Source organism: Streptomyces aureoversilis, from assembly GCF_042657885.1.
In the GTDB taxonomy this organism is placed as follows: Bacteria; Actinomycetota; Actinomycetes; order Streptomycetales; family Streptomycetaceae; genus Streptomyces; species Streptomyces aureoversilis.
Genome location: NZ_JBHSKJ010000001.1, coordinates 427,183 through 448,479 on the forward strand (window position 1 = coordinate 427,183; position 21,297 = coordinate 448,479).

The following is a 21,297-nucleotide window of genomic DNA, read 5'->3' on the forward strand; positions in this document are numbered from 1 at the left end:
TCGAGGACCCGGCCCCGGTGGCGGGGCAGGTCGTCGATGCGGTTGTCGTTGCGGTCCTCACGGTGCCGAAGCGTTCCTGAACGCCCGCTGAAGGAACCTGAAACTCTTTTCAGGTTCGCTCTGCGACGCTGAAGGCATGCGACTGCTGATCGTGGAGGACGAGAAACGGCTGGCCACCACCCTTGCCCGCGGGCTGGGCGCCGAGGGCTTCGCCGTCGACGTCGCCCACAACGGCCTGGACGGCCTGCACCGGGCCCGCGAGACCGCGTACGACCTGATCGTCCTGGACATCATGCTGCCCGGCATGAACGGCTACCGGGTCTGCTCCACCCTGCGGGCGGCCGGGGACGACACACCCATCCTCATGCTGACCGCCAAGGACGGGGAGTACGACGAGGCCGAGGGCCTCGACACCGGCGCCGACGACTACCTCACCAAGCCGTTCTCCTACGTCGTGCTCGTCGCCCGCATCCGCGCCCTGCTGCGCCGCCGGACCCGCGCCGGCACCCCGGTGCTGCGCCTGGGCGACCTGACGGTGGACCCGGACGCGAAGCAGGTGCGGCGCGGGGAGACGGAAGTGCCCCTCACGGCACGGGAGTTCGCGGTGCTCGAACAGCTGGCGCTGCGGGCCGGACAGGTGGTCTCCAAGGCCGAAATCCTCGAGCACGTGTGGGACTTCGCCTACGACGGCGACCCGAACATCGTCGAGGTCTACATCCGCACACTGCGCCGCAAGCTCGACATCCCCTTCGGGCGTCGCTCGATCACCACGGTACGGGGAGCGGGCTACCGGCTGGCCACCGACGGCGGCACCCATGTTTAGGCCGTTCGCCTCCGTACGGGCACGCACCACCCTCGGTGCCACGGTCGTGGTCGCCCTGGCCCTGGTGGCGGCGGGGATCACCGTCATCAGCGTGCTGCGCGGGGACCTGATGGACCGCGTGTCCCTGGAGTCCGAGGTACGGGCCCGCGCGGTGGCCGGCTCCCAGGCGGCCCTCAACGGCCGCTTCACCGAGGTCTCCCTCCCCGACGACGAGGACCACCTCGTCCAGATCGTCGACAGCGCCGGAAAGGTGCTCGCCGCGAGCGAGCCCCTGCGCGGGCGGGCCCCGCTGACCACCTACGATCCCGCGCCCGCCCCCGCCCCCACGGCGAAGCCTTCGGACCGCGATGACGACGACGGCGACGACGGCGACGACAGCGAGGAGACGCCGCCCCGGGGGCAGGTCTCCACCGGCGCCGAGCACAAGACCGTCGCCGTGAACACCGACACCGACAGCGACAGCGACAGCGACGAGCCGGGCGAGAAGCACGACTACCGCTTCGCGTCCGTCCACGCCACCACCTACGACGGCCGCACCTACACGGTCTACGCCGCCACCCCTCTGGAGGACGAACAGGAGACCGTCACCTCCGTCACCCGGGCCATGCTCATCGGCCTGGCCCTGCTCCTCCTCGTGATCGCCGCCGTCACCTGGCTGGTCACCCGCCGTGCCCTGCGCCCCGTCGAGGCCATCCGCGCGCGGATGGCGGAGATCACCACCAGCCACGACCTCGGCCGCCGCGTACCCGAACCCGCCTCGCGCGACGAAGTCGCCCGCCTGGCCGCGACCACCAACCAGACCCTGGCGGCGCTGGAGACCTCCGTCGAACGGCAACGCAGCTTCGTCGCCGATGCCTCGCACGAGCTGCGCAACCCCATCGCCAGCCTCCGCGCCCAGCTCGAAGTGGCCCAAGCCCACCCCGAACTGCTCGAGGCGGACGGTCTCCTCGAAGAGGTCACGCGTCTGCAGACCCTGGCCGCGGACCTGCTTCTGCTCGCCCGCCTCGACGCCGGGGAAAGCGCTGAAAGCGCCGAAAACCCTGAAAGCAGTGAAAGCGCCGGCAGGGGCACGGGCACCGTGGACCTCGCCCGCCTGGTACGGGCCGAGCTGGTCCAGCGCGCGGCAACCGACCGGATCACCCCCGATGTGCGGATCACCGGGGAGAGGCACGGCGTCAGCGGCAACGCCTCCCAGCTCACCCGGGTGCTGGCCAACCTGCTCGACAACGCCCAGCGCCACGCCACCTCCTGCGTGACCGTGGCCCTGCGCGGGGAGGGCGACCTGGTCGTGCTGACCGTCGGCGACGACGGCGCGGGCGTGCCCCCGGCCGAGCGGGAGCGCATCTTCGAACGGTTCGTCCGCCTCGACGACGCCCGCAGCCGCGACGAGGGCGGCGCCGGGCTGGGTCTGGCCATCGTCCGCGACGTCGTGCGGCGTCACGGCGGACGGATCTCCGTACGCCGGGCGCCGGAAGGCGGTGCACTCTTCGAGGTCAGGCTTCCCCTGGCGGACGCGGGCCCGGGCGTTGCCTGAAGCTGCGGAACCGCGTGGCGATCTCGGATAAATGCCTTGCCGCCGATCGGCCCGGGAGGCGTAGGTTGATGCGCGGCAGGGCAGGGCGGGGCGAACGCGCTCCCGACGGCGAGAGCGGATGATCGGTCGGCACATGGCAACCAAGATGCATGCGGATGAGGCGGACATCGACGCGGGTCTCGTCCAGCGGTTGCTCCGTACCCAATTCCCCGAGTGGGCGGACCTGCCGGTCCGGCGTCTGGCGTCCGGCGGGACGGTGAACGCGATCTACCGGGTCGGCGACGAGCTGACCGTCCGTCTGCCGCTCACCGTGGACGGCGCCGAAGGGCTGGACGCGGAGGCCCGATGGCTGGGGGAGCTGGCGCCTCTGGTGCCCGTCCCGATCCCGACGGCCGTCGGCCTGGGGGAGCCCGCCGAGGGCTACCCGTGGGCGTGGTCCGTCCACCGGTGGATCGAGGGCGAGGTGCTGGCCGAGGGCCGGGTGGCCCGGCCCGAGGTGATGGCCCGCGACCTCGCGGGCTTCGTCACCGCCATCCGCAAGGCCGGCCTCGACGGCGGCCCTCCGGCTCACCGGGGCGAACCGCTGGCCGGTGCGGATGCGGAGACCCGGGACGCGATCGAGGCGCTCCGGCGCACGGACGAGCCGTTCGACGCCGACGCGATCCTCGCCGCCTGGGACGCGGCGCTCGCCGTCCCGGCCTGGCCGCAGGCACCGTGCTGGATCCATTCCGACCTCATGCCGAGCAACCTGCTGGGCGCCGGCGACCGCCTGGCCGCGGTGATCGACTTCGGCGCCGCGGGGCTCGGCGATCCCGCCGTCGACCTCATCCCGGCGTGGAACCTCCTGCCGTCCTCCGCCCGGCAGGTCTTCCGTGACTGCGTGGACGTCGACGACGACACCTGGGCGCGCGGGCGCGGTTGGGCGCTGTCCATGGCGGTCATCCAGCTGCCGTACTACCGGAAGACCAACCCGGTCATCTCGGCCAACGCCCGCTACGTGATCAAGCAGGTTCTCGCGGGCTGAGCTGAGCGGTACGTGCCGGGGCCGGGGCGCGGGCGGGCCGAGGGGTCAGTTCGCTGTGACGTCCGCCGTCTTCCGCAGCCCGGCGGCCAGGTCCTCCACCATGGCCATCGTGCGACGGTGGAGCCCGCCGCCGAACGTGACCCGGGCAGCGCCCAGTTCGCCGAGCTCGCGAGGCGCGGGCCCGTGGGAGAGGGCGATGGCGTTGACCGGTGCGGGAACGGCTCGGGTGATCTCCGGGAGGAGCTCCGCGGGGGCCAGGATGGGGTACACGCAGTCGGCGCCGGCGAGGACGTAGAGGCGGGCACGCGCGATGGCCGACGTGGCATCCGGGGCCGCTCGGTCGGCTCGCAGGAAGGTGTCGGTGCGGGCGTTGATCACGAGCCGGTCGCCGGCCGCGGCACGTACCTCCGCCAGCCACTCGGCCTGCTCGGCCGGGTCCTTGAGCCGTCCGGTGATGCGGTCGCTGTCCTCCAGGTTGCAGCCGACGGCGCCGGTCTCCAGCAGCCGCTCGACGAGTTCCGCGGGCGGCAGGCCGTACCCGTCCTCGATGTCGGCGGAGACCATCACGCCGTCCTCCGCGACGGCCCGGGCGATGCGGGCGACCGCGGTGAACATCTCGTCCGCCGGGGTGCTGCCGTCGGCGTAGCCGAGGGAGGCCGCGATGCCGGCGCTCGGCGTGGCCAGGGCCCGGAAGCCGGCGGCGGCGAAGGCGCGGGCGCTGGCGGGGTCCCAAGGGCCGGGCAGGATGAGCGGGCCGCGCCCGGCACGGTCGTGGTGCAGGCCGCGGAAGGCAGCGGCGTTGCCGGTGATTGCTGTCATGTGAACGACCGTAGACGCGGAGGATTGCGTGGAGGTGGTCCACTTGAGGGCCCGTTTTATGGGCCATTGACGGGTGACGGGTGACGGGCCACGGGCCGCGGGTGACGGGTCAGCGGCGGCGGGCGATGGGGGACAGTGACCTGTGACGTGGGTCGGCCGGTGTCAGGGCGGGTGGCCGACCCAGGGCGAGTGTCAGCTCGCCGTCACTGCTGCCCGTCGAGGGCTGTGGCGACCCGGTCCATGATGCCCTGCCAGTGGGCCCGCTGCTGTTCGCGCTCGTCTGCGCTCGCCAGGTGTTCCTGGTGGAAGCGGAGGGTCGTCCGGGCCCCGTCGGCGGCGGGTGTGAGGGCGACCTGGACCGTGGTGGTGCCGTGGGTGACGCGGATGCGGTCTCCCGGCCGGTAGCCGCGTACTTCGCCCGTCACTCCGGCGGCCGTCCGGTAGGGGGCGCCGCGCTCCGGGGTGAGGGCCGCGCCGGGGCCGAGCCAGAGGGCGATCCCTTCGGGGCTGCTGATGAAGTCCCAGACGGCGGGTGCGGGGTGGGGCAGCGTGCGGGACACGCCGATCTGCCAGCCGGCGTCCTTGGTGAGTCCCGTGGGCATGGTGGTCATCCTTCCTCGGAGTGGCGGGCGCGCAGCGCCCTTACCTTGTGGCGGTTGCCGCAGTGCTCCATGGAGCACCAGCGGCGCCGGCCGGGGCGTGAGGTGTCGACGTAGACGAGGTGGCAGTCCTCGGCGGCGCAGGTACGGATGCGGTGCGCGTAGGGGCCGGTCAGCAGCTCGACGGCGTCCCGGGCGACGGTGGCCGCCAGCTGTGTGCCGCTGGGGGAACCGGCCCACTGCCGCTCGCCGGTCGGCCCGACGGCGGGGGCCAGGGACGGGCGGGCGGCCGCCTCGTTGATGGTCTCCAGGTCGCCCTGCGGGTGGGGCTCGCCGCCCGTGTGGGCGATGACCACCCGGAACAGCGCGTCGCGCAGCTCCCGCATGCCGGTCACCTCGGCCTCGGATATGTCGAGCACGGGCGTCGGCGTCAGCCGCGACCGCTCGGCCCAGGCGGCCAGGTCGGCGGGCTGGTGCAGGACCTCGTAGCGGCGGTACGGACCGGGGCCGCCGGTGGTCAGCAGTTCCAGGCACAGGGCGCCGGGGTCGAACCGGTAGGCGACGCCGGTGTGGGAGCGCAGAGTGAGGCCCTTGGCTGCGGGGGAGTCCATGCCGCCAGTGTAGCGCGTGTAACCGATATAACTGGTTACACGCGCTACACTGGCGGCATGGCATTGAACTGGAAGCTGGTCATCGACAGCACGAACGCACCCGCCCTCGCCGACTTCTGGGCCGCGGCCCTGGAGTACGAGGTGGAAGACCCCAGCAGGCTCGTCGAGCAGCTGCTGTCCGCCGGTCACATCGGTGAGGAGGCGGTCGTCGAGCACCGCGGCCGCAAGATCTTCCGCGGGTACGCCGCGATCCGCCACCCCGAGGACCCGTTCGACGAGACGAGCGGCGTCGGCCGCGGCCGGCGGCTGCTCTTCCAGGACGTGCCCGAGGGCAAGTCCGGCAAGAACCGCCTGCACCTCGACGTGCACAGCGAGCCCGGCGGCCTCGACGAACTGGTGCCCCGGCTGGAAGGGCTGGGGGCGACCCGTATCCGCGAGGTGAACCAGGGCCCGGCCGGGCACTGGTGGGTGATGCAGGACCCGGAGGGCAACGAATTCTGCGCGGCGTAGGGACGTAGGGACGTAGGGACGTAGGGGCGTAGCCGCGCACCGCGGTCGTACGCGCACCTCCGCCGTGCGGCGGAGAGGGCCAGGACCGCGGAGCGACGCGTGGCGGCGGCTTCGCGACCAGTGTGGATCACATGCCGAGAGTGAATGTGCTGCCGGGTGTGCCGGCTTGGGCGGAGCGCGCCGCCATGGGAGCCGCGTTGACCAATGTCCCGTCGGCGTTGTGGCGCCTGGCCATCGTCGTGGGCATCCCGGTGGGGCTCGCGCAGTCGGAGTACGACCAGATGGGTGTCCCCGGCTGGGGGTCGCTCTGGCTCGTCGTCCTCAGTCTGGTCTCGGAGCTCTTCGCGTTCCTCGCCTTTGGTCTCGTGCAGGGCTGGGGCGAGGTCTGGCCGCGCTGGATCCCGTATCTGCGCGGGCGCCCGGTCCCCGTCCTGCCGGTCACCGTCCTGGCGGGACTCGGCACGGTGGCGACGACGGTCTACGGCGTGGCGTTCGTGTACACGACGTTCCACGCGGAGATGGCCGCTTCCGCCTGGGGCACCTGGCTCCTCAACATCGCCTATGCGCCGCTGCTGCTGTGGGGTCCGCTGCTGGGTGCGGTCACGGTTCACTACTACCGACGCCGGAGGTAGGGGCGGGCGCGTCGGCGCCCTGTCGGCGAACCTCCGGCGCCCCGAGCCCGGCCGAGCCCCTGACTGTGAAGTGATTCACAGTCAGGGACTGTCACGGTTTTCCGGTGCGGTGTGTCTCGATGGGTGCCCGAAAGAAAGGAGCCGGTTCGTCGTGGACGCCTTCACCGAGCACCGCGCGCTGCTGTTCACCATCGCCTACGAGATGCTGGGCAGCGCCACCGATGCCGAGGACGTGCTGCAGGAGAGCTACCTGCGATGGAGCGCGGTCGACCCGGCCACGGTCGAGCATCCGCGCGCCTACCTGGTCCGTGTGGTGACCCGGCAGTCCCTCAACCACCTGCGTGCCGTCAAGGCGCGGCGCGAGGAGTACGTCGGCACGTGGCTGCCCGAGCCGATCCGCACCGCACCCGAGCTGAGCGAGGACGTGATCCTCAACGAGTCGGTGTCGATGGCCATGATGCTCGTCCTGGAGACGCTGAACCCGGCCGAGCGTGCGGTGTTCGTGCTGCACGACGTGTTCGGCTACACCCACGGCGAGATCGCCGCCTCGATCGGGAAGACCGAGGTCACCGTCCGGCAGATCGCCCACCGCGCACGCCGGCACGTCCACGCCCGGCGCCGCCGCTTCGAGCCCGACTCCGAAGCCACCCGGGAGATCGTCCAGCGGTTCCTGCTCGCGACGACGACCGGCGAGGTCCAGGCACTGATGGACCTGCTGGCACCCGACGTCGTGCAGGTCTCCGACGGCGGCGGGAAGGTGTCCGCCGCCCGCCACCCGATCACGGGCCGCGCCGAGGTCGCGCGGTACGTCCTCGGCGTGGCCCGCACCAGCGTCACGGCGACCACCCGTATCGAGCACGCCACCTACAACGGCATGCCCGCGGCGCGCTCGCTCACCGGCGGCGAACTCGACTGGCTGCTCGCCTTCGAGATCCACGACGGACGGATCACCGGCCTCTACGTCATGCGCAACCCGGACAAGATGCACCGCGCCGATGCGGTGCACCCACTCAACAGGGGAGAACGCCAGCCATGGAAACCATGATCGTCGAGCGCACCATCGACGCCCCGATCGACGACGTCTTCGCCTGGCTCACCACGACCACGAACTACACGTCCTCGCCCCTGGTGCTGCGCTGCCGCCTGACCCGGCGCGGCGAGACCGCGCCGTACGGCCTCGGCGCGGTGCGCAATCACCTGTGGCTGATCGGCTGGTTTCGCGAGCGCATCACGCACTACGACCCGCCGTTCGCCACCGAGTACGTCGTCGAGCGCAGCCTGCCGCCGGCCCGGCACGACGTCGGCAGCATGACGTTCACCGAGACCGACCGCGGCACCCACGTCCGCTGGACCACGCGCGCCGAGATCCCCGTCCCGCTGATCGGGACCTTCCTCACCCGTCGCTTCGCGCGGCCGATCATCACCCGCACGTTCGGGAACATCCTCGCCGCTGCGGATGCTGCGCTGGCCGGACGGGCCAGTGGGCGCCGGGTGTAACGGATTACGGTACATCTGTAACGTAGGTGGATTGCCTGGGTGGGGGCCGGGGAGGGGCGAAGTGGGGCGCCTGGTGGCTGGTGCGGACGAGCGTGCGCATCGGCGTCGTACAGAAGCGGGAGCGGTGAGCCTGGAAGCCTCCGCACGATGACCGCTCTGCGCCGTATCACCCCTGCTGAACGCCGCGCCCGGCTCGCCGGACGGCACCTGCTCGCCCCCGCCCACCGGGCCGCCGCGGCGCAGGAGGTGGCCGGGGCCCTCATAGGCCTGCATGCCACCGACCCGGCCACCGTCTTCCTCTCCGCCGCCGCCCGTACGGCCGCCCCCACCGCCGCGGCCATCGACCACGCCCTCTACGACGCCGCGCCTCCGCTCGCCCGCATCCGGTGCATGCGCCGCACCATGTTCGTCACTCCCCGCCACCTCGCGCCCACCCTCCACGCCGCCACCGTGAAGGACGCCCACCGCAACCGCGGCGACGCCGTGGAGCACCTGCGCACCACCCTCGGCTGGACCACCGCCCGCTACGCGGCCGTGGAGAAGGCCACCCTCGGCGCCCTGACCGCCCGCGGCGGGGCCACCGCGGCCGAGCTGGCCGCCGATATCCCCGACCTGCGCGAGTACTACGCCCTCAACCCCGGTACTACGCCCTCAACCCCGGCAAGTCGTACGAGACGCGCCAGCGCGTCACCGCCCCCATCCTGGGCGCCCTCGCCGCCGACGGCTGCATCCACCGCACCCGCCCCGCGGGCTCGTGGACCTCCGCCCAGTTCCGCTGGGCCCCCGCCGAACCCCTCCCCACCGTGCCGGCCCCCGAAGCCAAGGCCGCGCTCGCCCGTCACTACCTCGCCGCGTTCGGCCCGGTCACGGCGGCGGATGTGAAGTGGTGGACGGGCTGGACCCTGACCGACACCCGCAAGGCGATTGCCGCCACCGGCGCCGAAGCCGTCGAACTCGACGAAGGCACCGGCTACCTCCTCCCCGAGGACAACCAGCCCGTAGCCGAGGGGGAGCCGGAGCCGGAGCCGTGGGTGGCACTGCTGCCCGGTCTCGACCCCACCCCCTTGGGCTGGCGCCACCGCGACTGGTACCTCGACCCGGCCCGCACGGCGGCCCTGTTCGACCGCAACGGCAACATCGGCCCCACCATCTGGGCCGACGGCCGCATCATCGGCGCCTGGGCCCAGCACCCCGACGGCCACATCAACCACCACCTCCTCACCGACCCCGGCAGCCACGCCCGCGCGCTCATCACCACCGAGATCCAGCGCCTGACCACCTTCCTGGACGGCACCCGAGTCACCCCCTGCTACCGCACTCCCCTCGAACGCCGACTCGCGAGCTGACCCGCCGGACGGGAAACGGCAGTGGTCGTCCGACCGTTCCGATGTCAGACGTGGCTGGCACGATGCTCCGCATGGAACTCGTACACCCGCTCGACGGCCTGGACTCCCACCCCTGGTCCTCCTTCAGCCACGCCTACGGCAGCGCGGAGGACCTCCCCGGTCTGCTACGGGCCCTTACCGGCACCGGCACCGGCACCGGCACCGGCACCGACGCGGCTGCGGCGGGCGAAGCGCTGTCGGAGTTGTACGAGAGCGTGCTGCATCAGGGGACGGTGTACGCCGCCAGTGCGGAGGTGGCGCCGTTCCTGGCCAGGGCCGCGGCGGCCGGCCACCAGGTGGCGGACGTTCTGATGCTGCTGGGAGGCATGGCCGAGAGCGAGGACGAGCACGGCGTCGCGCCGGGGACGGTCCGGGCCGCCGTGGCCGCGCAGCTTCCGCAACTCCTGCCCCTGCTGGGGGCCGCAGAGCCCGAGATCCGCCGGAACGCCGCCTGGGCCGCGTCCCACACCCGCGCCTCCGCGCTCGTGCTGCCCGCCCTCCGCAGGCGCTGGGAGGAGGAGAGCGAGCCGCTGGTGCGCGCGGAGGTGCTGGCCGGGATCTCCCGGCTCGACCCGCCGGCCGGCGCCGCGGCGGCCGCAACCGTCCTGGATCCGTCCCAGCCCGCCGACCTGCGCATGGCCGCCGTCTTCGCCTGCCTCGACGCGGACGAGCCCTGGACCGAGGCGCTCCACACCACGATGCTCTCCCTCCTGCCCGCCGACCTGCTCGCTTGTGGCCGCCTCGATCTCGAACGCAACGAGCCGCTCGCGGCCGTCGTGGAAGCGCTCCTGGGCCGTGGCAGCAGCGTGGACCGGGAGGCGGCGTTCGCCCTGATCGATGCCGCCCTGCGTGACAACCGGCCCGGGGTACGGGCCGAGGCCCTGTGGGCGGCCGACGGCGCCTGCATGCTCTCCCGCAGCGCCCCGCAGCACTTGCTGGCCGGCCTGTGCGCGGCGGCCGTCGACGAGGAGGCCGTCCTCGCGATGGCGTCGCTGCTGGGCCGTACGGGCACCGCCGCCGCAGCGGCCGCAGACGTCCTGGCCCCGCTTGCCGGCCGCAACCCGGGGCAGGAGGACGACTCCGCGGACCGGGCCCTGGCCGCGCTCGTCCTTGTGGCGCCCGCCCAGGCCGCGCCGCTTCTGGCCCGCGGGCTCGGGCGACGCCCGCGAGCTCTCGACGCCGCAGCCGACTTCCTGCGTCCGGCGGACTCCGCCTTCCCGTACGACGGGGAACTCCTCGGCGCGGTCCGGGACCGCCTCGCCCGTCCCGAGGTCCTCAGCGGTAACGAACCGGGGCTGCTCACGAGCCTCCTGGGTGGCTGGGGTGCTCTGGCCGCTTCAGCGCTGCCCGAGTTGTACGAGGTGCTCCCGCGCTTCCCGGCCCAGGCCGCTCCGGCCATCGCCGCCATCGCCGCCGACTGCGCGCCGGGCGAACGCGCCCGGGCGGTCGCGGCGTTGCGGGCATCGGCCGAGAAGGGCACGCTCCCGGCGGCGAAGGCCCTGTACAAGCTCGCCGGGGAACACGAACCCCTGGTGCGCTGCCTCGACCGGGAGCTCCGGAGCGGTGGCCGGCGGCTACGGGAGGCCGTGGGGACGGCCGGCGAGCTCGGCCCCCGGGCGGCATCTCTGGCGCCGGTCCTGCGCGAGGCGCTCAGCGGCCCGGACGGCGGCACGATCACGCCGACGCTGGATGCGGACACGGCACTCGCCGAAGCTCTGTGGCACATCACGGCGGACACCGCCACGGTGGTCGCTGCCCTGGACTCGGTCTTCGCTCGTGCCGGACAGAACCCCTGGTCCCAGTGGTCCGTGGTGCGGGCCGCCCGTGCGACGGCACTCCTCGGTCCGGCAGGACGGCCGCTCACCCCCCGCTTGCGGGCTCTCCTCGACGATCCGATACAGGCGCCGGCCGCGGTGACAGCCCTCACGGTGGTGGCGGAACGCACCGAACTGGACCGCACCGCACTCGCCACGGCCGTCCTGCACTCCGCCGAACAGGAAGCCGACCCGATGGGTGCCTGCGACGCCTTGGAAGCCCTCGGCGCCGCCGCCCTGACCGCCGACCACCTGCGACGACTGGCCGTCCTCGCCGACGGCGACGCCCGGATCATCCGCTCGGGAGTGGAAGGACGCATCCCCCACGAAGACGAAGCCTTCCGAAACCGCGCCCGGGCAGTCCTCGCCGCGTTCACGACCCCGGCCGTCCCCTGACATCACCGCCCGTCGTGCACCGCCCGCCGTCCACCGCCCGCTGTGCACTGCAGTGGACGGCGGGATGACCGATGGCGACCACTCCGCCCCCGCCCCCTGACGCTGTCTCGCGCCCCGACACCCCGACCGGACGTCAGTCGGTGGCGTCGTGGCCGGCGAGTGCGCGGAGTGCGCCTGTCAGCTGGTCAGGGGTGAGCGGCGGTACGGGGAGAGCGGTTGCGGTTGCGGTGGCGGCAGGGGCGCGGAGGCCGTCCAGGAGGAGGCGGAGGTGGCGTCGCCAGGCCTCCGGGGCGACGGTCACGGAGGCGGGGACGACGCGGCCGAGGGCGGCCAGCGCGAACAGCAGGTCCTCGACGACCACGTCGTCGCGCATGGAGCCCTGTTCCTGAGCGCGCCGGATGAGCGCGCAGACGGTCTCGTAGTGGTGGGTCTTGAGGGCGTCGAGGGAGGGGACTTCGGGGATGCTGGTGGTCATCAGGTCGTTGGCGCCTCTGTCGGCGGCCAGGCCTTCGAAGATGTACTCGAGATAGCCGGTCAGGCCGGCCCACGCGTCGTCGGCACCACGCGCTTCTTCGCCCCGGCGCAGCGTGTGGGTCAGGGCGTCACCGAAGACGGCCTCGATGAGTGCGCCGCGGGTGGGGAAGCGCCGGTAGAGGGTGGCGTTGCCGACGCCGGCGCGGCGGGCGATGTCGTCCAGGGGGGCTTCGACGCCGCGTTCGGCGTAGATCTCGCGTGCGGCTGCGATGAGCAGGTCCCGGTTGCGCTGGGCGTCCTTGCGCAAGGGGCCCGTCCCTCCGTCGCTCATCGGCCCTCCTTGCCCGCTGCTGCGGGATGTCTGCCTGCCTGTTCCGCGCCCGCCCCTTCCTTCGCTTTGCCCCGGGGCAGGTCAGCGGGCGTGGCAGCACTCTAACAGCGAACCGTGGACTGGTCCCCGTTTCGCTGTTAAGGTCACGGCCACGTAGTGGGGAGCTGTCCCCACTTTGCTGAAGCCGGGGGACGGGCTTGTGCTCGCACCGGCCGACGAAGGGATGACGATTGATGAACACGCTTCCCGACTTCCAGTCCCTGGCCCCGGCCGGCACGGACTCCCGGGACTTCCCGGACTTCGTGGCCGACCCCTATCCCCTCTACGCCCACCTGCGCGAACAGGGCCCCGTCCACCGCGTCCCCACGGAAGGCGCCGGCGACGTCTGGGTGGTCCTCGGGTACGACGCGGTGCGCGCAGCCCTCACGAACCCCGGGCTCAGCACCGACGTCCGCCACTCCTCCCGCTGGAGCAGCGACGGCGGCCAGGCCGTCGGCCGCAACATGCTCCAGACCGACCCGCCCCAGCACACCCGCTTGCGCGCCCTGGTCGCCGGAGAGTTCACCGCCCGGCGCATCGAAGCCCTCAGGCCGCGCATCCAGCAGATCGCCGACGAACTGCTGGACCGTATCGCCCCGTTGGGCGCCACCGACCTCGTCGCGTCCTTCGCGCTCCCCCTCCCCATCGCCGTCATCTGCGAGCTCCTGGGCGTACCCGAAGCGGAGCGGGAGTCCTTCCACCAGTGGTCGCAACGGATGGTCTTCGAACCCGCCTCCCCGGCAGGTGCCGAGGCGGCCGCAGCGATGGCGGCCTTCCTCACCGAGCTGCTCCAGTCCAAGGAGCGCCATCCGGAGGAGGACTTGCTGAGCGCGCTGGTCCGGGCCGAGGACGCCGAAGGGCGCCGCCTCCCCCTGGACGAGTTGATCGGCATGGCCTTCCTCCTGCTAGTCGCCGGCCACGAGACCACCGTCAACCTGCTTGCCAACGGCACGTACGCCCTGCTCACCCACCCCGAGCAGCTCGCGGCCCTGCAATCCGACCCCTCCCTGCTCGAAGGCGCGATCGAGGAGATGCTGCGTTACGAGGGACCGGTGACCTCTGCCGCGTACCGCTGGACCAGGCAGGCGGTGGAGATCGCCGGCCGGACCATCCCGGCGGGGGAGGCCGTCCTCATTCTGCTTGGCTCGGCCTCCCGGGACCCCGGCCGCTTCGCCGGACCCGACCGCTTCGACATCCGCCGCCCCCGCACGCCCGGCGGCGGACATCTGGCCTTCGGCCACGGCATACACCACTGCCTGGGCGCGCCACTCGCCCGCCTGGAGGCGGCCGTCGCCCTCCCCGCCCTCCTCGGCCGCCTCCCCGACCTCAAGCTGGACACCGACCCGGCCGAGGCCCCCTGGCGCCCCGGCCTGATCCGAGGCCTGTCCCGTCTGCCGGTCCGCTACAGCCCGACGCGGTGACCGGCCGCCCCGTCCCGGTGATCCGCCATCCGGCCCCTGCCCTCGCTTGCCCTCACTGCGCTCAGCCGCATCCCCGCATCCCCGCATCCCCGCATCCCCGCATCCCCGCATCAGAGACTGCACCGGAGGCCGCATCAGCCCCGTCAGCCGCAGTGGCCCGTCATGCGGGGCGACGGGGCCAGGTAGAGGTACCAGTCGGCCCCGTCCGGCATCCGCAGCACGCACGGCGTCCAGCCGCGCGCGAACCCCGGCGCTCCCGGGATACGAGCGGCGGTGGCGACCGGTTCCGACCGGGCCCGCTGCAGCAGTTCGCCGGCGGTGGTGGACGTGTTGTTGCCGGTCAGCGCTTCGGACGAGCAGCCCGCGTGGAAGGCGACGGAGACGACCTCGGGGCCGACCAGCGTGCACGGCGGGCTCAGCCCGGCGCGGTGCAGGCGTTCGGCGGCCTGCAGCGTATCGGCGCGGAGACGCACCTGATCGCCGACCCTCCGTTGGAGTACGAGGTATTGGGACGTCAGATGCACGGCAAAGGCGAGGCCCAGTGCCACGGCCAGGATCGGTCGCCATCGGCGCCGGGCGCCACGCCACAGGGTCACGGCGAAGGCGGCGACGGGAATGGCGAGTTGGGCGTAGGCGGGGATGAGGAAGCGAGGGGCCGCGTAGTCGAGGAGGAAGAGGTACTGCAGCGCCATCGCCGCCGCGCAGGCCAGGGGCAGCGCGACTGCAGCCACCGGTGGTGTGCCGCGCCCGCTGACGGTGGTCCGTCCACCGACGGCGGTCCGGCCGCCCTGCCGGTGCCGGGTCCTCATGGTCAGGCCCAGGACCAGGATCAAGGACGCGGCGGCCACGACGGGCGTGGCGAGCCACCACAGTGACAGCAGCGGATAGTCCCAGGGGATGTGGCACGGCCGGCACAGCAGCGGCCCGTTGAGGGCGCGCAGGTGCATGCCGAGGGTGTTGGTCCACCCCATGCCACCCTGGACGCCGCTGCCGTCCCGCAGCCGGGCCACCGGACCGTCGAAGTCGGTGTACGCCTCGATGAGCCACGGCACCAGCCCGGCCGTCAGCCCGCCCACCACGGCGGCCGCCGGGCGCCACCGGCGCCACGAGCGCACCAACGCCACGGCCGCGAGCAGCGCGAACGCGAGGAAGACCGCGTCGGGCGGGCGCATCAACGCCGTGAACGCCACACTCACCGCTACCCCCGCCCACGCGCCGCGCCACCCCGGCCTGGCGACGGCAGCGGTAGAGGTAGAGGTGGCGGTGCAGGTAGCGGCAGCCCGCAGGAACCATCCCGTCGCGGCCATGGCCCCGTAGGCCACGTACAGGTTCGGCATGACCTCGCCCGCGTAGAACTGCACGACCCACAGGCCGGCGAACGCCGCCGCGGCCACCGCCGTCACCGCTTCGCCGACCAGGCGGCGCCAAGGCCAGAAGGCCGCCACCAAGCCGGCCGTGGCCAGCGCCAGCATCCAGGCCCGCAACACCACCACCGACGCGCTGAGCAGCACCGCAGGCGCGGCCAGCCAGCTGATGCCCCGGGCCCGCGGCGCGCTGAAATACGCGGCCGGCACCCGCGGGCTGACCTGGCTCGCGTACACGGCCTCGTCCCAGCCCAGCGGCAGCCGCAACGGCACCACCAGCAGCTGCACCACACCGAAGGCCACGGCCACCCACACCAACGGCGCGATTCCGCGCCGCCACCGCCGGACTCCCGCCGCGTGGCGGGCGCGGGCCGGGCCGGCGTCGTGGCGGGCGGTCGGCCCGGCTACGGGATCACGGTCGTCCGCGACCGGGCGGCCGATCCGGGACAAGCCGATCCGGGACAAGCTGATCCAGGACAAGGGGGAACGGCACACCCCGTAGGCGTCGATCACGGGACCCGTAGCCATACGACAGGTCGACGTCAGCCGCAGCCGGGCAGCGCCCGCCATGCGCCGCGCGTACGAAGCCGGCGCACCGTACCGCCCGCGCTCGTCGTGTCGCGGGCGGCCAGGGGCCGGACGCCCGGGAATCCTGATCGCGGAGCGCAGCCGGTACACCAGGCCCGACCGGTCCGGCATGCCACGCCCTCCTCACCTCCCCGAGGTGGTCACGGTCGGTTCCACACTAAGTTCCCTGCGTGACGAACGCACCCTTGTGCGGGCGAGCGGCACGGTCTGCACGGTCTACCTGCTGCTGCCCCGGACCGGCGGGCGGCTGTGGACTCGATCAGGTGGCGGCCGGGGACCTCGTCACGCACTCGGCTGAGGAGGACGTTGAGGAGGACGTTGAGGGGGACGTTGAGGAGGAGGGCGGAAGGCTGTTGCAGGCGTCCAGGAGAGCCGCCAGCCGGCGGGAAGGCGGGTCAGGGCGCACCGCCAGGTACGTCCGGACGGCCGGGGCGGGGGAGGCGAAGGGGCGGAAGGAGATGCGGGGAGCCGGTTGGATTTCGGCCTGTGAGGCGTAGTAGACGGTCCAGCTCGGCCTGCCGGTGGCGATCGCGGCCAGGGTGTCCTGGTCGGTGGTGAACGCAGCGCCCATGACCGGTTCGACCCCTGCCGCGTGGCAGGCGTCGATGACCGTGTCGACCAGGAGGGGGTTGGCGTCGCGCGGCGCGATCCGTAGGGGCAGGTCGGCCAGGTCGGAGAGGGCTACGTTCGGCTGTGAGGCCAGAGGATGTCCGGCGGGCAGGGCAGCGACGAGGGCGTCGTCCCAGAGGGGGAGAAGCTCCAGGCCCGGGCTGTGGTCTGCATCGCCCGTGTGGGGCGCGAGGTCTGTACCGCGGACGAACGCGGCGTCCAGTTCGCCGTCGCGGACTTGCTGGAGCCGGACCGCCTGGGGTGCGCTGACCAGCTCGACCACCAGCTGCGGGGCTCGTTCGGTGAGGGCGGTCAGTACGGCGTCCAAGCGGAGGCCGAGTCCGGTGGTGGTGCCGACGCGCAGGGTCGATTCCTGCTCGGCGCGGAAGGCGGCCATGGCCTCGTTCGCCGAACGCTCGGCCTGGAGGAGGGCGTGGGCGTACGTCAGGAAGGCGTGCCCCGCGGCGGTCAGCGTCACGGTGCGGGTCGTGCGGTCGAACAGCTTCAGGCCGAGTTCGCGCTCGAGCCGCTGGATCTGCTGGCTCACGGTCGGCTGAACGATGTGCAGCCGCTCGGCGGCGCGCCCGAAGTGCAGTTCCTCGGCCACCGCTATGAAGTAGCGCACCTGCCGCAGTTCCACGCCGCCCCCTGCTGACGCCCTTATTGATCATGGTCCTTGATCAGTTTAGGAGCGGATTGCACATTGGTCGTCACCGGCCTGTCCGCTGAAATCGTTCCGGGGAGCCCGGGGAGCCCGGGGAGCCCGGGGAGCCCGAGGGACAGGGGAAGGGAATACGACAATGGCCCACGCGACCGTCAACGGCACCACGCTCTACTACCAGGACCTCGGCTCCGGCCGGCCCCTGGTGTTCCTGCACGGCTGGGGCACCAGCGGCCGGGTGTGGGACGCCCAGGCGGCCGATCTGATGACCGACCACCGCGTGATCACCCTCGACTGGCGGGGCTGCGGCAGGTCGGACCGGCCCGCCACCGGCTACACCATCGCCGACATCGCCCAGGACATCCTGGGGTTCGTCGACGCCCTGGAGCTCGATCGCCCGGTGCTGATCGGATCGTCGATCGCAGGGGCGTTCACCATCGAGGCCGCGCTCGCCGCCCCGGACCGGATCGGCGCGATCGTCCCGGTGGACGCGGGCATCCACCACTTCTGCGGGATGCGGCAGGCGATGGACAAGCTGCTGGCGGACCTGCGCGCCGACAGGGCGGGCACCCTGGCCGGCTTCGTCCCGCACTGGTACCGCCCGGGAGTCAGCGCAGCCCTGATCGACTGGACGGTCCGGCAGGTGCTGGACTCCACGTTCCTCATCGACCGGCTCGTCGTCGACCAGGCAAACTACGACCCGCGCCACCGGCTGGGCCGCATACAGGTGCCCACCCACTTCCTGCACGGCGAACTGGACACCGAGGTCCCGCTGTCCGTCCCCCGGGAGTGCGCCGACCTGATCCCCGGCGCGCAGCTGACCGTCATCGAAGGCGCCGGCCACATGCCCCAGCAGGACCAGGCCGAACGCTTCAACCGGGCGCTTCGTGAGGCCTTGCGATGAACAGCCCTCAATAGCTCTGGACCGCCCTCGACCGCCCCCGCCCTGTCCAAGCACCCAACCCGAACTCTCTGGACCTCTGAAGAGAAGCACCATGCCCGTAGCCGATGTCGATGTCGCCGTCTCCGGCGGCATCAATGGTCCACGGCACCGGTGCCACCACGCAGAGACTGGGGGCCGCTCATCGAGGCCCTCAGCGACCGCTACACCATCGTGGCCCCGGACCTGCCCGGTTCCGGCGGCACCCGCGACCCCGACGCTGATCATCTCCAGCGCGGACGACCGCATCGTGTACCCGCACCACCAGCACGAATTGGCCGACGGCATCCCCTCACGCCCGGGTTCTGCGCGTGCCGGGCGGACACGGCCTCCCGGCCGAGAACCCGGCCCTCCTCACGGCCAAGGTCGCCGAACGCCTCGATCTTGTGCAGAGTCTGATGGTGTGAAGTCATGGGAAACGCACCGTGTGCTGCTGAACCGGCTGCTGCCGGACGACGGAGCGGGCGATCTGACCGTCCGCCGGGGCCAGTTCCATCACATCGTCATCGGCGCCGACCGCGTCGTATGCCTGCCCCGTACGGAGGCGGCGGCCGCCGGATTGCCGGAGCGGGCAGCCGCACTGCGCACGCTGGCCGGGCTCGATCTCGGCTTCCGCACGCCTGAGGTGTTGGCCTCCTCCAGGGGCGGAGGAGGCCATGACGGGGACGGGACGCCGTTCCTGGTTCTGAGCCGCATCCCAGGGGCACCCCTGGAGGCCGGGGCGCTCGACGATCCCGTCGTGGCCGATGCCGTGGCAGCGCAGTACGCCTCACTGCTGGCCGGACTGGCCCGCGCCGGCACCGACGGGACGGTGCGAGCGGCTCTGCCCCGGGCCCCCGAAGACCGGTGGCGGCAGTTCGCGGCGGACGTGCGCGCAGAGCTGTTCCCCCTCATGTCCGGCAGCGGACGGCGACGAGCCGAGCGGGAACTCACGGCACTCGACACCCTTCCTCGCATCACCGACGCAGTGGTGCACGGCGACCTCGGCGGCGAGAACGTCCTGTGGGAGCACACAGACGGACTGCCACGGCTCAGTGGCGTCGTCGACTGGGACGAGGCGGGGCTCGGCGACCCTGCCGAAGACCTCGCGGCCGTCGGCGCGAGCTACGGCGAGGACTTCTTGGGGTGGGTGCTGGCTTGTGGAGACCGGCCGACTGACGGACCTACCGCCCGCATCGCCCCGATCCGCGGCACGTTCGCTCTGCAGCAAGCCCTCGCCGGGCGCCTGGACGGCGACGACGAGGAACTGTCGGAAGGCCTGGCCGACTACCTCTGAGTGAGGGGCCGGGCTTCGGGCTCCGGCGCCCTAGGGCCTCTTCGATGGGTCGCGTGACGGCTGGGCCGGCGGAGGGCCGGGCGGCGTGGGCCGAGGGAGACCGCAAGGCTTCCTCGGCCCGACGCCATGGGAAAGTGCACTGCTCTCAGAGAAAGTGCACTGCTCTCAGAGCAGGCCGGCCACAGGGTTGATCAAGGCTCCGAAGAAGGCGTGGAGCCCGGCCGCTGCCAAGCCCAAGAGCTGACCGACATGGGGCAAGACCATCGCTGCACTCCTGTCATATGGGCCGCTCATCATTGCGGCCTGGTGACCGGATCAACGACATCCCGTCTGGTCGGACACGTGCAGTTGGTCAGCCGTCCTCCAACGGTGCGACGGTCGTGGCAGGCATTGACCCTCCGCTGCAGTGTCAGCGGACGTTACCGGAGTTACCGGCGTCCGCGTAGCCGCCCGAGCAGCTTGCGGGCTTGGTCACGTTTGCGCGGGTCGGCTGCAGCGCGCCGGGCCGACGCGATGGTCCGCTGCCCCTGCGGGCTGCGGGCGAACTGCTTGATACGTGCCAGCAACCCTGCCATGGCTCCTCCTTCAGGCCGTCTGTCTTCCGTTTACCCGATGGGATCCCGATGATGTCCGTACGAGGTCGGCGGAATGCAGGGTCCTGGAGCGTCTTGGAGCGCGTACGGCGGGCACGCGTCGCTCACCGCCTCCGGCTGTGGGGCGATGGAGCCCGAAGGTTCAGCAATGGCAATGGCGCACTGGAGGGGTCGGCAAATCCCCGTGGCGGACGGGCGGGTGCCGACGGGCAAGTCACGTGGCCTACGACTCGGATGATTCAGACGACTCGGATGACTCGGACGGCTCGGACGGCTCGGATGACTCATCGGCCTCCGTCTCGACCCCGGGGAGGAGCAGGATGCCCCACGTGACCAGCACCGCACCCACCCCTTCCGGGACGAGCCACCAGCCGGTCCGTACGCGTTCGCCGTACACCAGGCCGCCCAACGCCAGGCTGACCAGCGCCTCGCCGAGGGTGAGGGCCGGCTGAGAGGCCACCAGCGGCCCTGACTCCATGGCGTTGGCCAGGAGGAAGAGCGCCAGGCCGCCGGCGGCGAAGAAACCGTACGTCTGCCAGCAGGTGAGAAACGCTCCGGCACCTTGTCGTTCGAAGACGTCGGTGGCGGTCGTCATCAGGGTCGCCGTCAAGGCGTAGCTGATCGCCGACGCGGAGCTGAACAGCGCCGCCCTGCTCATACCGCGGGGCCTGGTGAGGGCGGCCATGACGCAGAGGGCCATGGCGCCCAGGGTGGAGACCAGGGTGAGGACCCAGACCCAGGCGGAAACCTCCTCGTGTCCCCCGGAGGGCGCGGCGGCGACCAGGGCCAGCCCCAGCCCGAAGGCCACCATGAGGGCCGCGGCCCAGCCGGTCGCGGAAAGGCGGCGGCGGGAGAACGCGCAGGCGATGACGAGGGTGAAGGGCAGTTCCGTCACGAGGATGGGCTGGACGAGCGAGAGCGACCCGAGGTTCAGGGCCAGCGCCTGGCAGGCCGCAGCGCCCACGATCACCGCGACCCCGCCGAGCCATGCCGGGTTGTGCAGCAGATGCCGGATGAGGCGCACACTGAACGCGTCCCCGTGAGGCACGGTGCGTGCGCCGATGCGCTGGAGCACCGTCCCCGTCGCGTTGGCCGCGGCCGCCAGCAGGGCGAAGGCCGCGGAGAGCAGGGTGGCTGACATGCAGTCCTCCCGTCGTTCGTCCGTACCCCGGGCGTGACCTCACCGGCCGTCACGTGGGAAAGACGATCACACGGCTGGACGGACCCGGGGAAGAGGCGCGCAGGACACGTCGGCCGCTGGGGGAGCATTCCCGACGGAGCCGGAGCCGGAGCCGGAGCCGGAGCCGGCGGGGTCGGCCGGGGATGGGCGCGAGGTAGGGCACGGGCGCCGATGCGG

The 21,297-nt window shown here is 72.4% G+C and carries 19 protein-coding genes and 1 pseudogene; 13 read left to right on the forward strand and 7 right to left on the reverse strand.

Annotated elements, in window-relative coordinates; all coding sequences use genetic code 11:
* Positions 1–136 precede the first annotated feature (136 nt).
* The 3 genes from ACFPP6_RS01705 (at position 137) to ACFPP6_RS01715 (ending at position 3,381) form a co-directional block, all read left to right on the forward strand.
* Positions 137–823, forward strand: a complete 687-nt coding sequence (locus ACFPP6_RS01705) for a response regulator transcription factor (protein WP_382036211.1) — start codon at positions 137–139, stop codon at positions 821–823.
* Positions 816–2,357, forward strand: coding sequence for a sensor histidine kinase (locus ACFPP6_RS01710; protein ID WP_382036213.1), 1,542 nt, complete (start codon positions 816–818; stop codon positions 2,355–2,357). Before ACFPP6_RS01705 ends, ACFPP6_RS01710 begins: the two co-directional genes overlap by 8 nt.
* A gap of 133 nt (positions 2,358–2,490) precedes the next feature.
* The gene (locus tag ACFPP6_RS01715) at positions 2,491–3,381 is read left to right on the forward strand and encodes an aminoglycoside phosphotransferase family protein (protein WP_382036216.1); all 891 of its coding nucleotides are present in this window, start codon (positions 2,491–2,493) and stop codon (positions 3,379–3,381) included.
* A 45-nt stretch (positions 3,382–3,426) separates the two neighbouring features.
* Here ACFPP6_RS01715 and ACFPP6_RS01720 read toward each other — a convergent pair whose 3' ends face one another.
* The 3 genes from ACFPP6_RS01720 to ACFPP6_RS01730 form a co-directional block, all read right to left on the reverse strand.
* Positions 3,427–4,200: an isocitrate lyase/PEP mutase family protein gene (locus tag ACFPP6_RS01720; RefSeq protein WP_382036219.1), complete on the reverse strand. Its 774-nt coding sequence runs from the start codon at positions 4,198–4,200 to the stop codon at positions 3,427–3,429.
* Between the two features lie 203 nt (positions 4,201–4,403).
* Positions 4,404–4,802 (reverse strand): SRPBCC family protein, encoded by a 399-nt coding sequence (locus tag ACFPP6_RS01725; protein ID WP_382036220.1) that lies wholly within the window; start codon positions 4,800–4,802, stop codon positions 4,404–4,406.
* 5 nt (positions 4,803–4,807) lie between these two features.
* Positions 4,808–5,410 carry a CGNR zinc finger domain-containing protein gene (locus tag ACFPP6_RS01730; protein WP_382036222.1) on the reverse strand — a complete coding sequence of 201 codons (603 nt, stop codon included), beginning with the start codon at positions 5,408–5,410 and terminating at the stop codon, positions 4,808–4,810.
* Between the two features lie 57 nt (positions 5,411–5,467).
* Here ACFPP6_RS01730 and ACFPP6_RS01735 point away from each other — a divergent pair, with 57 nt between their 5' ends.
* From ACFPP6_RS01735 to ACFPP6_RS01765, 7 genes and pseudogenes are all read left to right on the forward strand, one after another.
* A complete protein-coding gene (locus ACFPP6_RS01735; protein WP_382036224.1) occupies positions 5,468–5,920 on the forward strand; it encodes a VOC family protein in 453 nt (150 codons plus the stop codon).
* A gap of 185 nt (positions 5,921–6,105) precedes the next feature.
* Complete coding sequence (locus ACFPP6_RS01740) at positions 6,106–6,552, forward strand: hypothetical protein (protein ID WP_382036226.1); 447 nt, start codon at positions 6,106–6,108, stop codon at positions 6,550–6,552.
* Between the two features lie 202 nt (positions 6,553–6,754).
* Complete coding sequence (gene sigJ / locus ACFPP6_RS01745) at positions 6,755–7,597, forward strand: RNA polymerase sigma factor SigJ (RefSeq protein WP_382036772.1); 843 nt, start codon at positions 6,755–6,757, stop codon at positions 7,595–7,597.
* Positions 7,585–8,049 (forward strand): SRPBCC family protein, encoded by a 465-nt coding sequence (locus tag ACFPP6_RS01750; protein ID WP_382036229.1) that lies wholly within the window; start codon positions 7,585–7,587, stop codon positions 8,047–8,049. The genes sigJ and ACFPP6_RS01750 overlap by 13 nt, the downstream gene beginning before the upstream one ends.
* A 147-nt stretch (positions 8,050–8,196) precedes the next feature.
* Positions 8,197–8,559 (forward strand): annotated as a pseudogene (locus ACFPP6_RS01755) (DNA glycosylase AlkZ-like family protein); the annotation flags it as partial.
* Entirely contained in the window at positions 8,559–9,395 is an 837-nt protein-coding gene (locus ACFPP6_RS01760; RefSeq protein WP_382036774.1) for a DNA glycosylase AlkZ-like family protein, read from the forward strand. The pseudogene ACFPP6_RS01755 and the gene ACFPP6_RS01760, both read left to right, overlap by 1 nt.
* Positions 9,396–9,466: 71 nt before the next feature.
* Positions 9,467–11,644 (forward strand): hypothetical protein, encoded by a 2,178-nt coding sequence (locus ACFPP6_RS01765; RefSeq protein ID WP_382036232.1) that lies wholly within the window; start codon positions 9,467–9,469, stop codon positions 11,642–11,644.
* A gap of 133 nt (positions 11,645–11,777) precedes the next feature.
* Here the strand turns inward: ACFPP6_RS01765 and ACFPP6_RS01770 are convergent, their stop codons facing one another.
* Positions 11,778–12,449 carry a TetR/AcrR family transcriptional regulator gene (locus ACFPP6_RS01770; RefSeq protein WP_382036234.1) on the reverse strand — a complete coding sequence of 224 codons (672 nt, stop codon included), beginning with the start codon at positions 12,447–12,449 and terminating at the stop codon, positions 11,778–11,780.
* Between the two features lie 233 nt (positions 12,450–12,682).
* Here ACFPP6_RS01770 and ACFPP6_RS01775 point away from each other — a divergent pair, with 233 nt between their 5' ends.
* Positions 12,683–13,909, forward strand: coding sequence for a cytochrome P450 family protein (locus tag ACFPP6_RS01775; protein ID WP_382036236.1), 1,227 nt, complete (start codon positions 12,683–12,685; stop codon positions 13,907–13,909).
* Between the two features lie 143 nt (positions 13,910–14,052).
* Here the strand turns inward: ACFPP6_RS01775 and ACFPP6_RS01780 are convergent, their stop codons facing one another.
* On the reverse strand, positions 14,053–15,801 hold the full coding sequence (locus tag ACFPP6_RS01780; RefSeq protein WP_382036239.1) for a hypothetical protein: 1,749 nt from the start codon (positions 15,799–15,801) through the stop codon (positions 14,053–14,055).
* A 319-nt stretch (positions 15,802–16,120) separates the two neighbouring features.
* Positions 16,121–17,110 (reverse strand): LysR family transcriptional regulator, encoded by a 990-nt coding sequence (locus tag ACFPP6_RS01785; RefSeq protein WP_382036242.1) that lies wholly within the window; start codon positions 17,108–17,110, stop codon positions 16,121–16,123.
* Positions 17,111–17,270: 160 nt separating this feature from the next.
* On the opposite strand from ACFPP6_RS01785, the gene ACFPP6_RS01790 reads away from it, so the two are divergent.
* Together ACFPP6_RS01790 and ACFPP6_RS01795 are read left to right on the forward strand one after the other, a co-directional pair.
* The gene (locus ACFPP6_RS01790; RefSeq protein ID WP_382036243.1) at positions 17,271–18,035 is read left to right on the forward strand and encodes an alpha/beta fold hydrolase; all 765 of its coding nucleotides are present in this window, start codon (positions 17,271–17,273) and stop codon (positions 18,033–18,035) included.
* 439 nt (positions 18,036–18,474) lie between these two features.
* Positions 18,475–19,347 carry a phosphotransferase family protein gene (locus ACFPP6_RS01795; protein WP_382036246.1) on the forward strand — a complete coding sequence of 291 codons (873 nt, stop codon included), beginning with the start codon at positions 18,475–18,477 and terminating at the stop codon, positions 19,345–19,347.
* A gap of 816 nt (positions 19,348–20,163) precedes the next feature.
* On the opposite strand, the gene ACFPP6_RS01800 is transcribed toward ACFPP6_RS01795, so the two are convergent.
* Positions 20,164–21,081 carry a DMT family transporter gene (locus tag ACFPP6_RS01800; protein WP_382036247.1) on the reverse strand — a complete coding sequence of 306 codons (918 nt, stop codon included), beginning with the start codon at positions 21,079–21,081 and terminating at the stop codon, positions 20,164–20,166.
* Positions 21,082–21,297 lie beyond the last annotated feature (216 nt).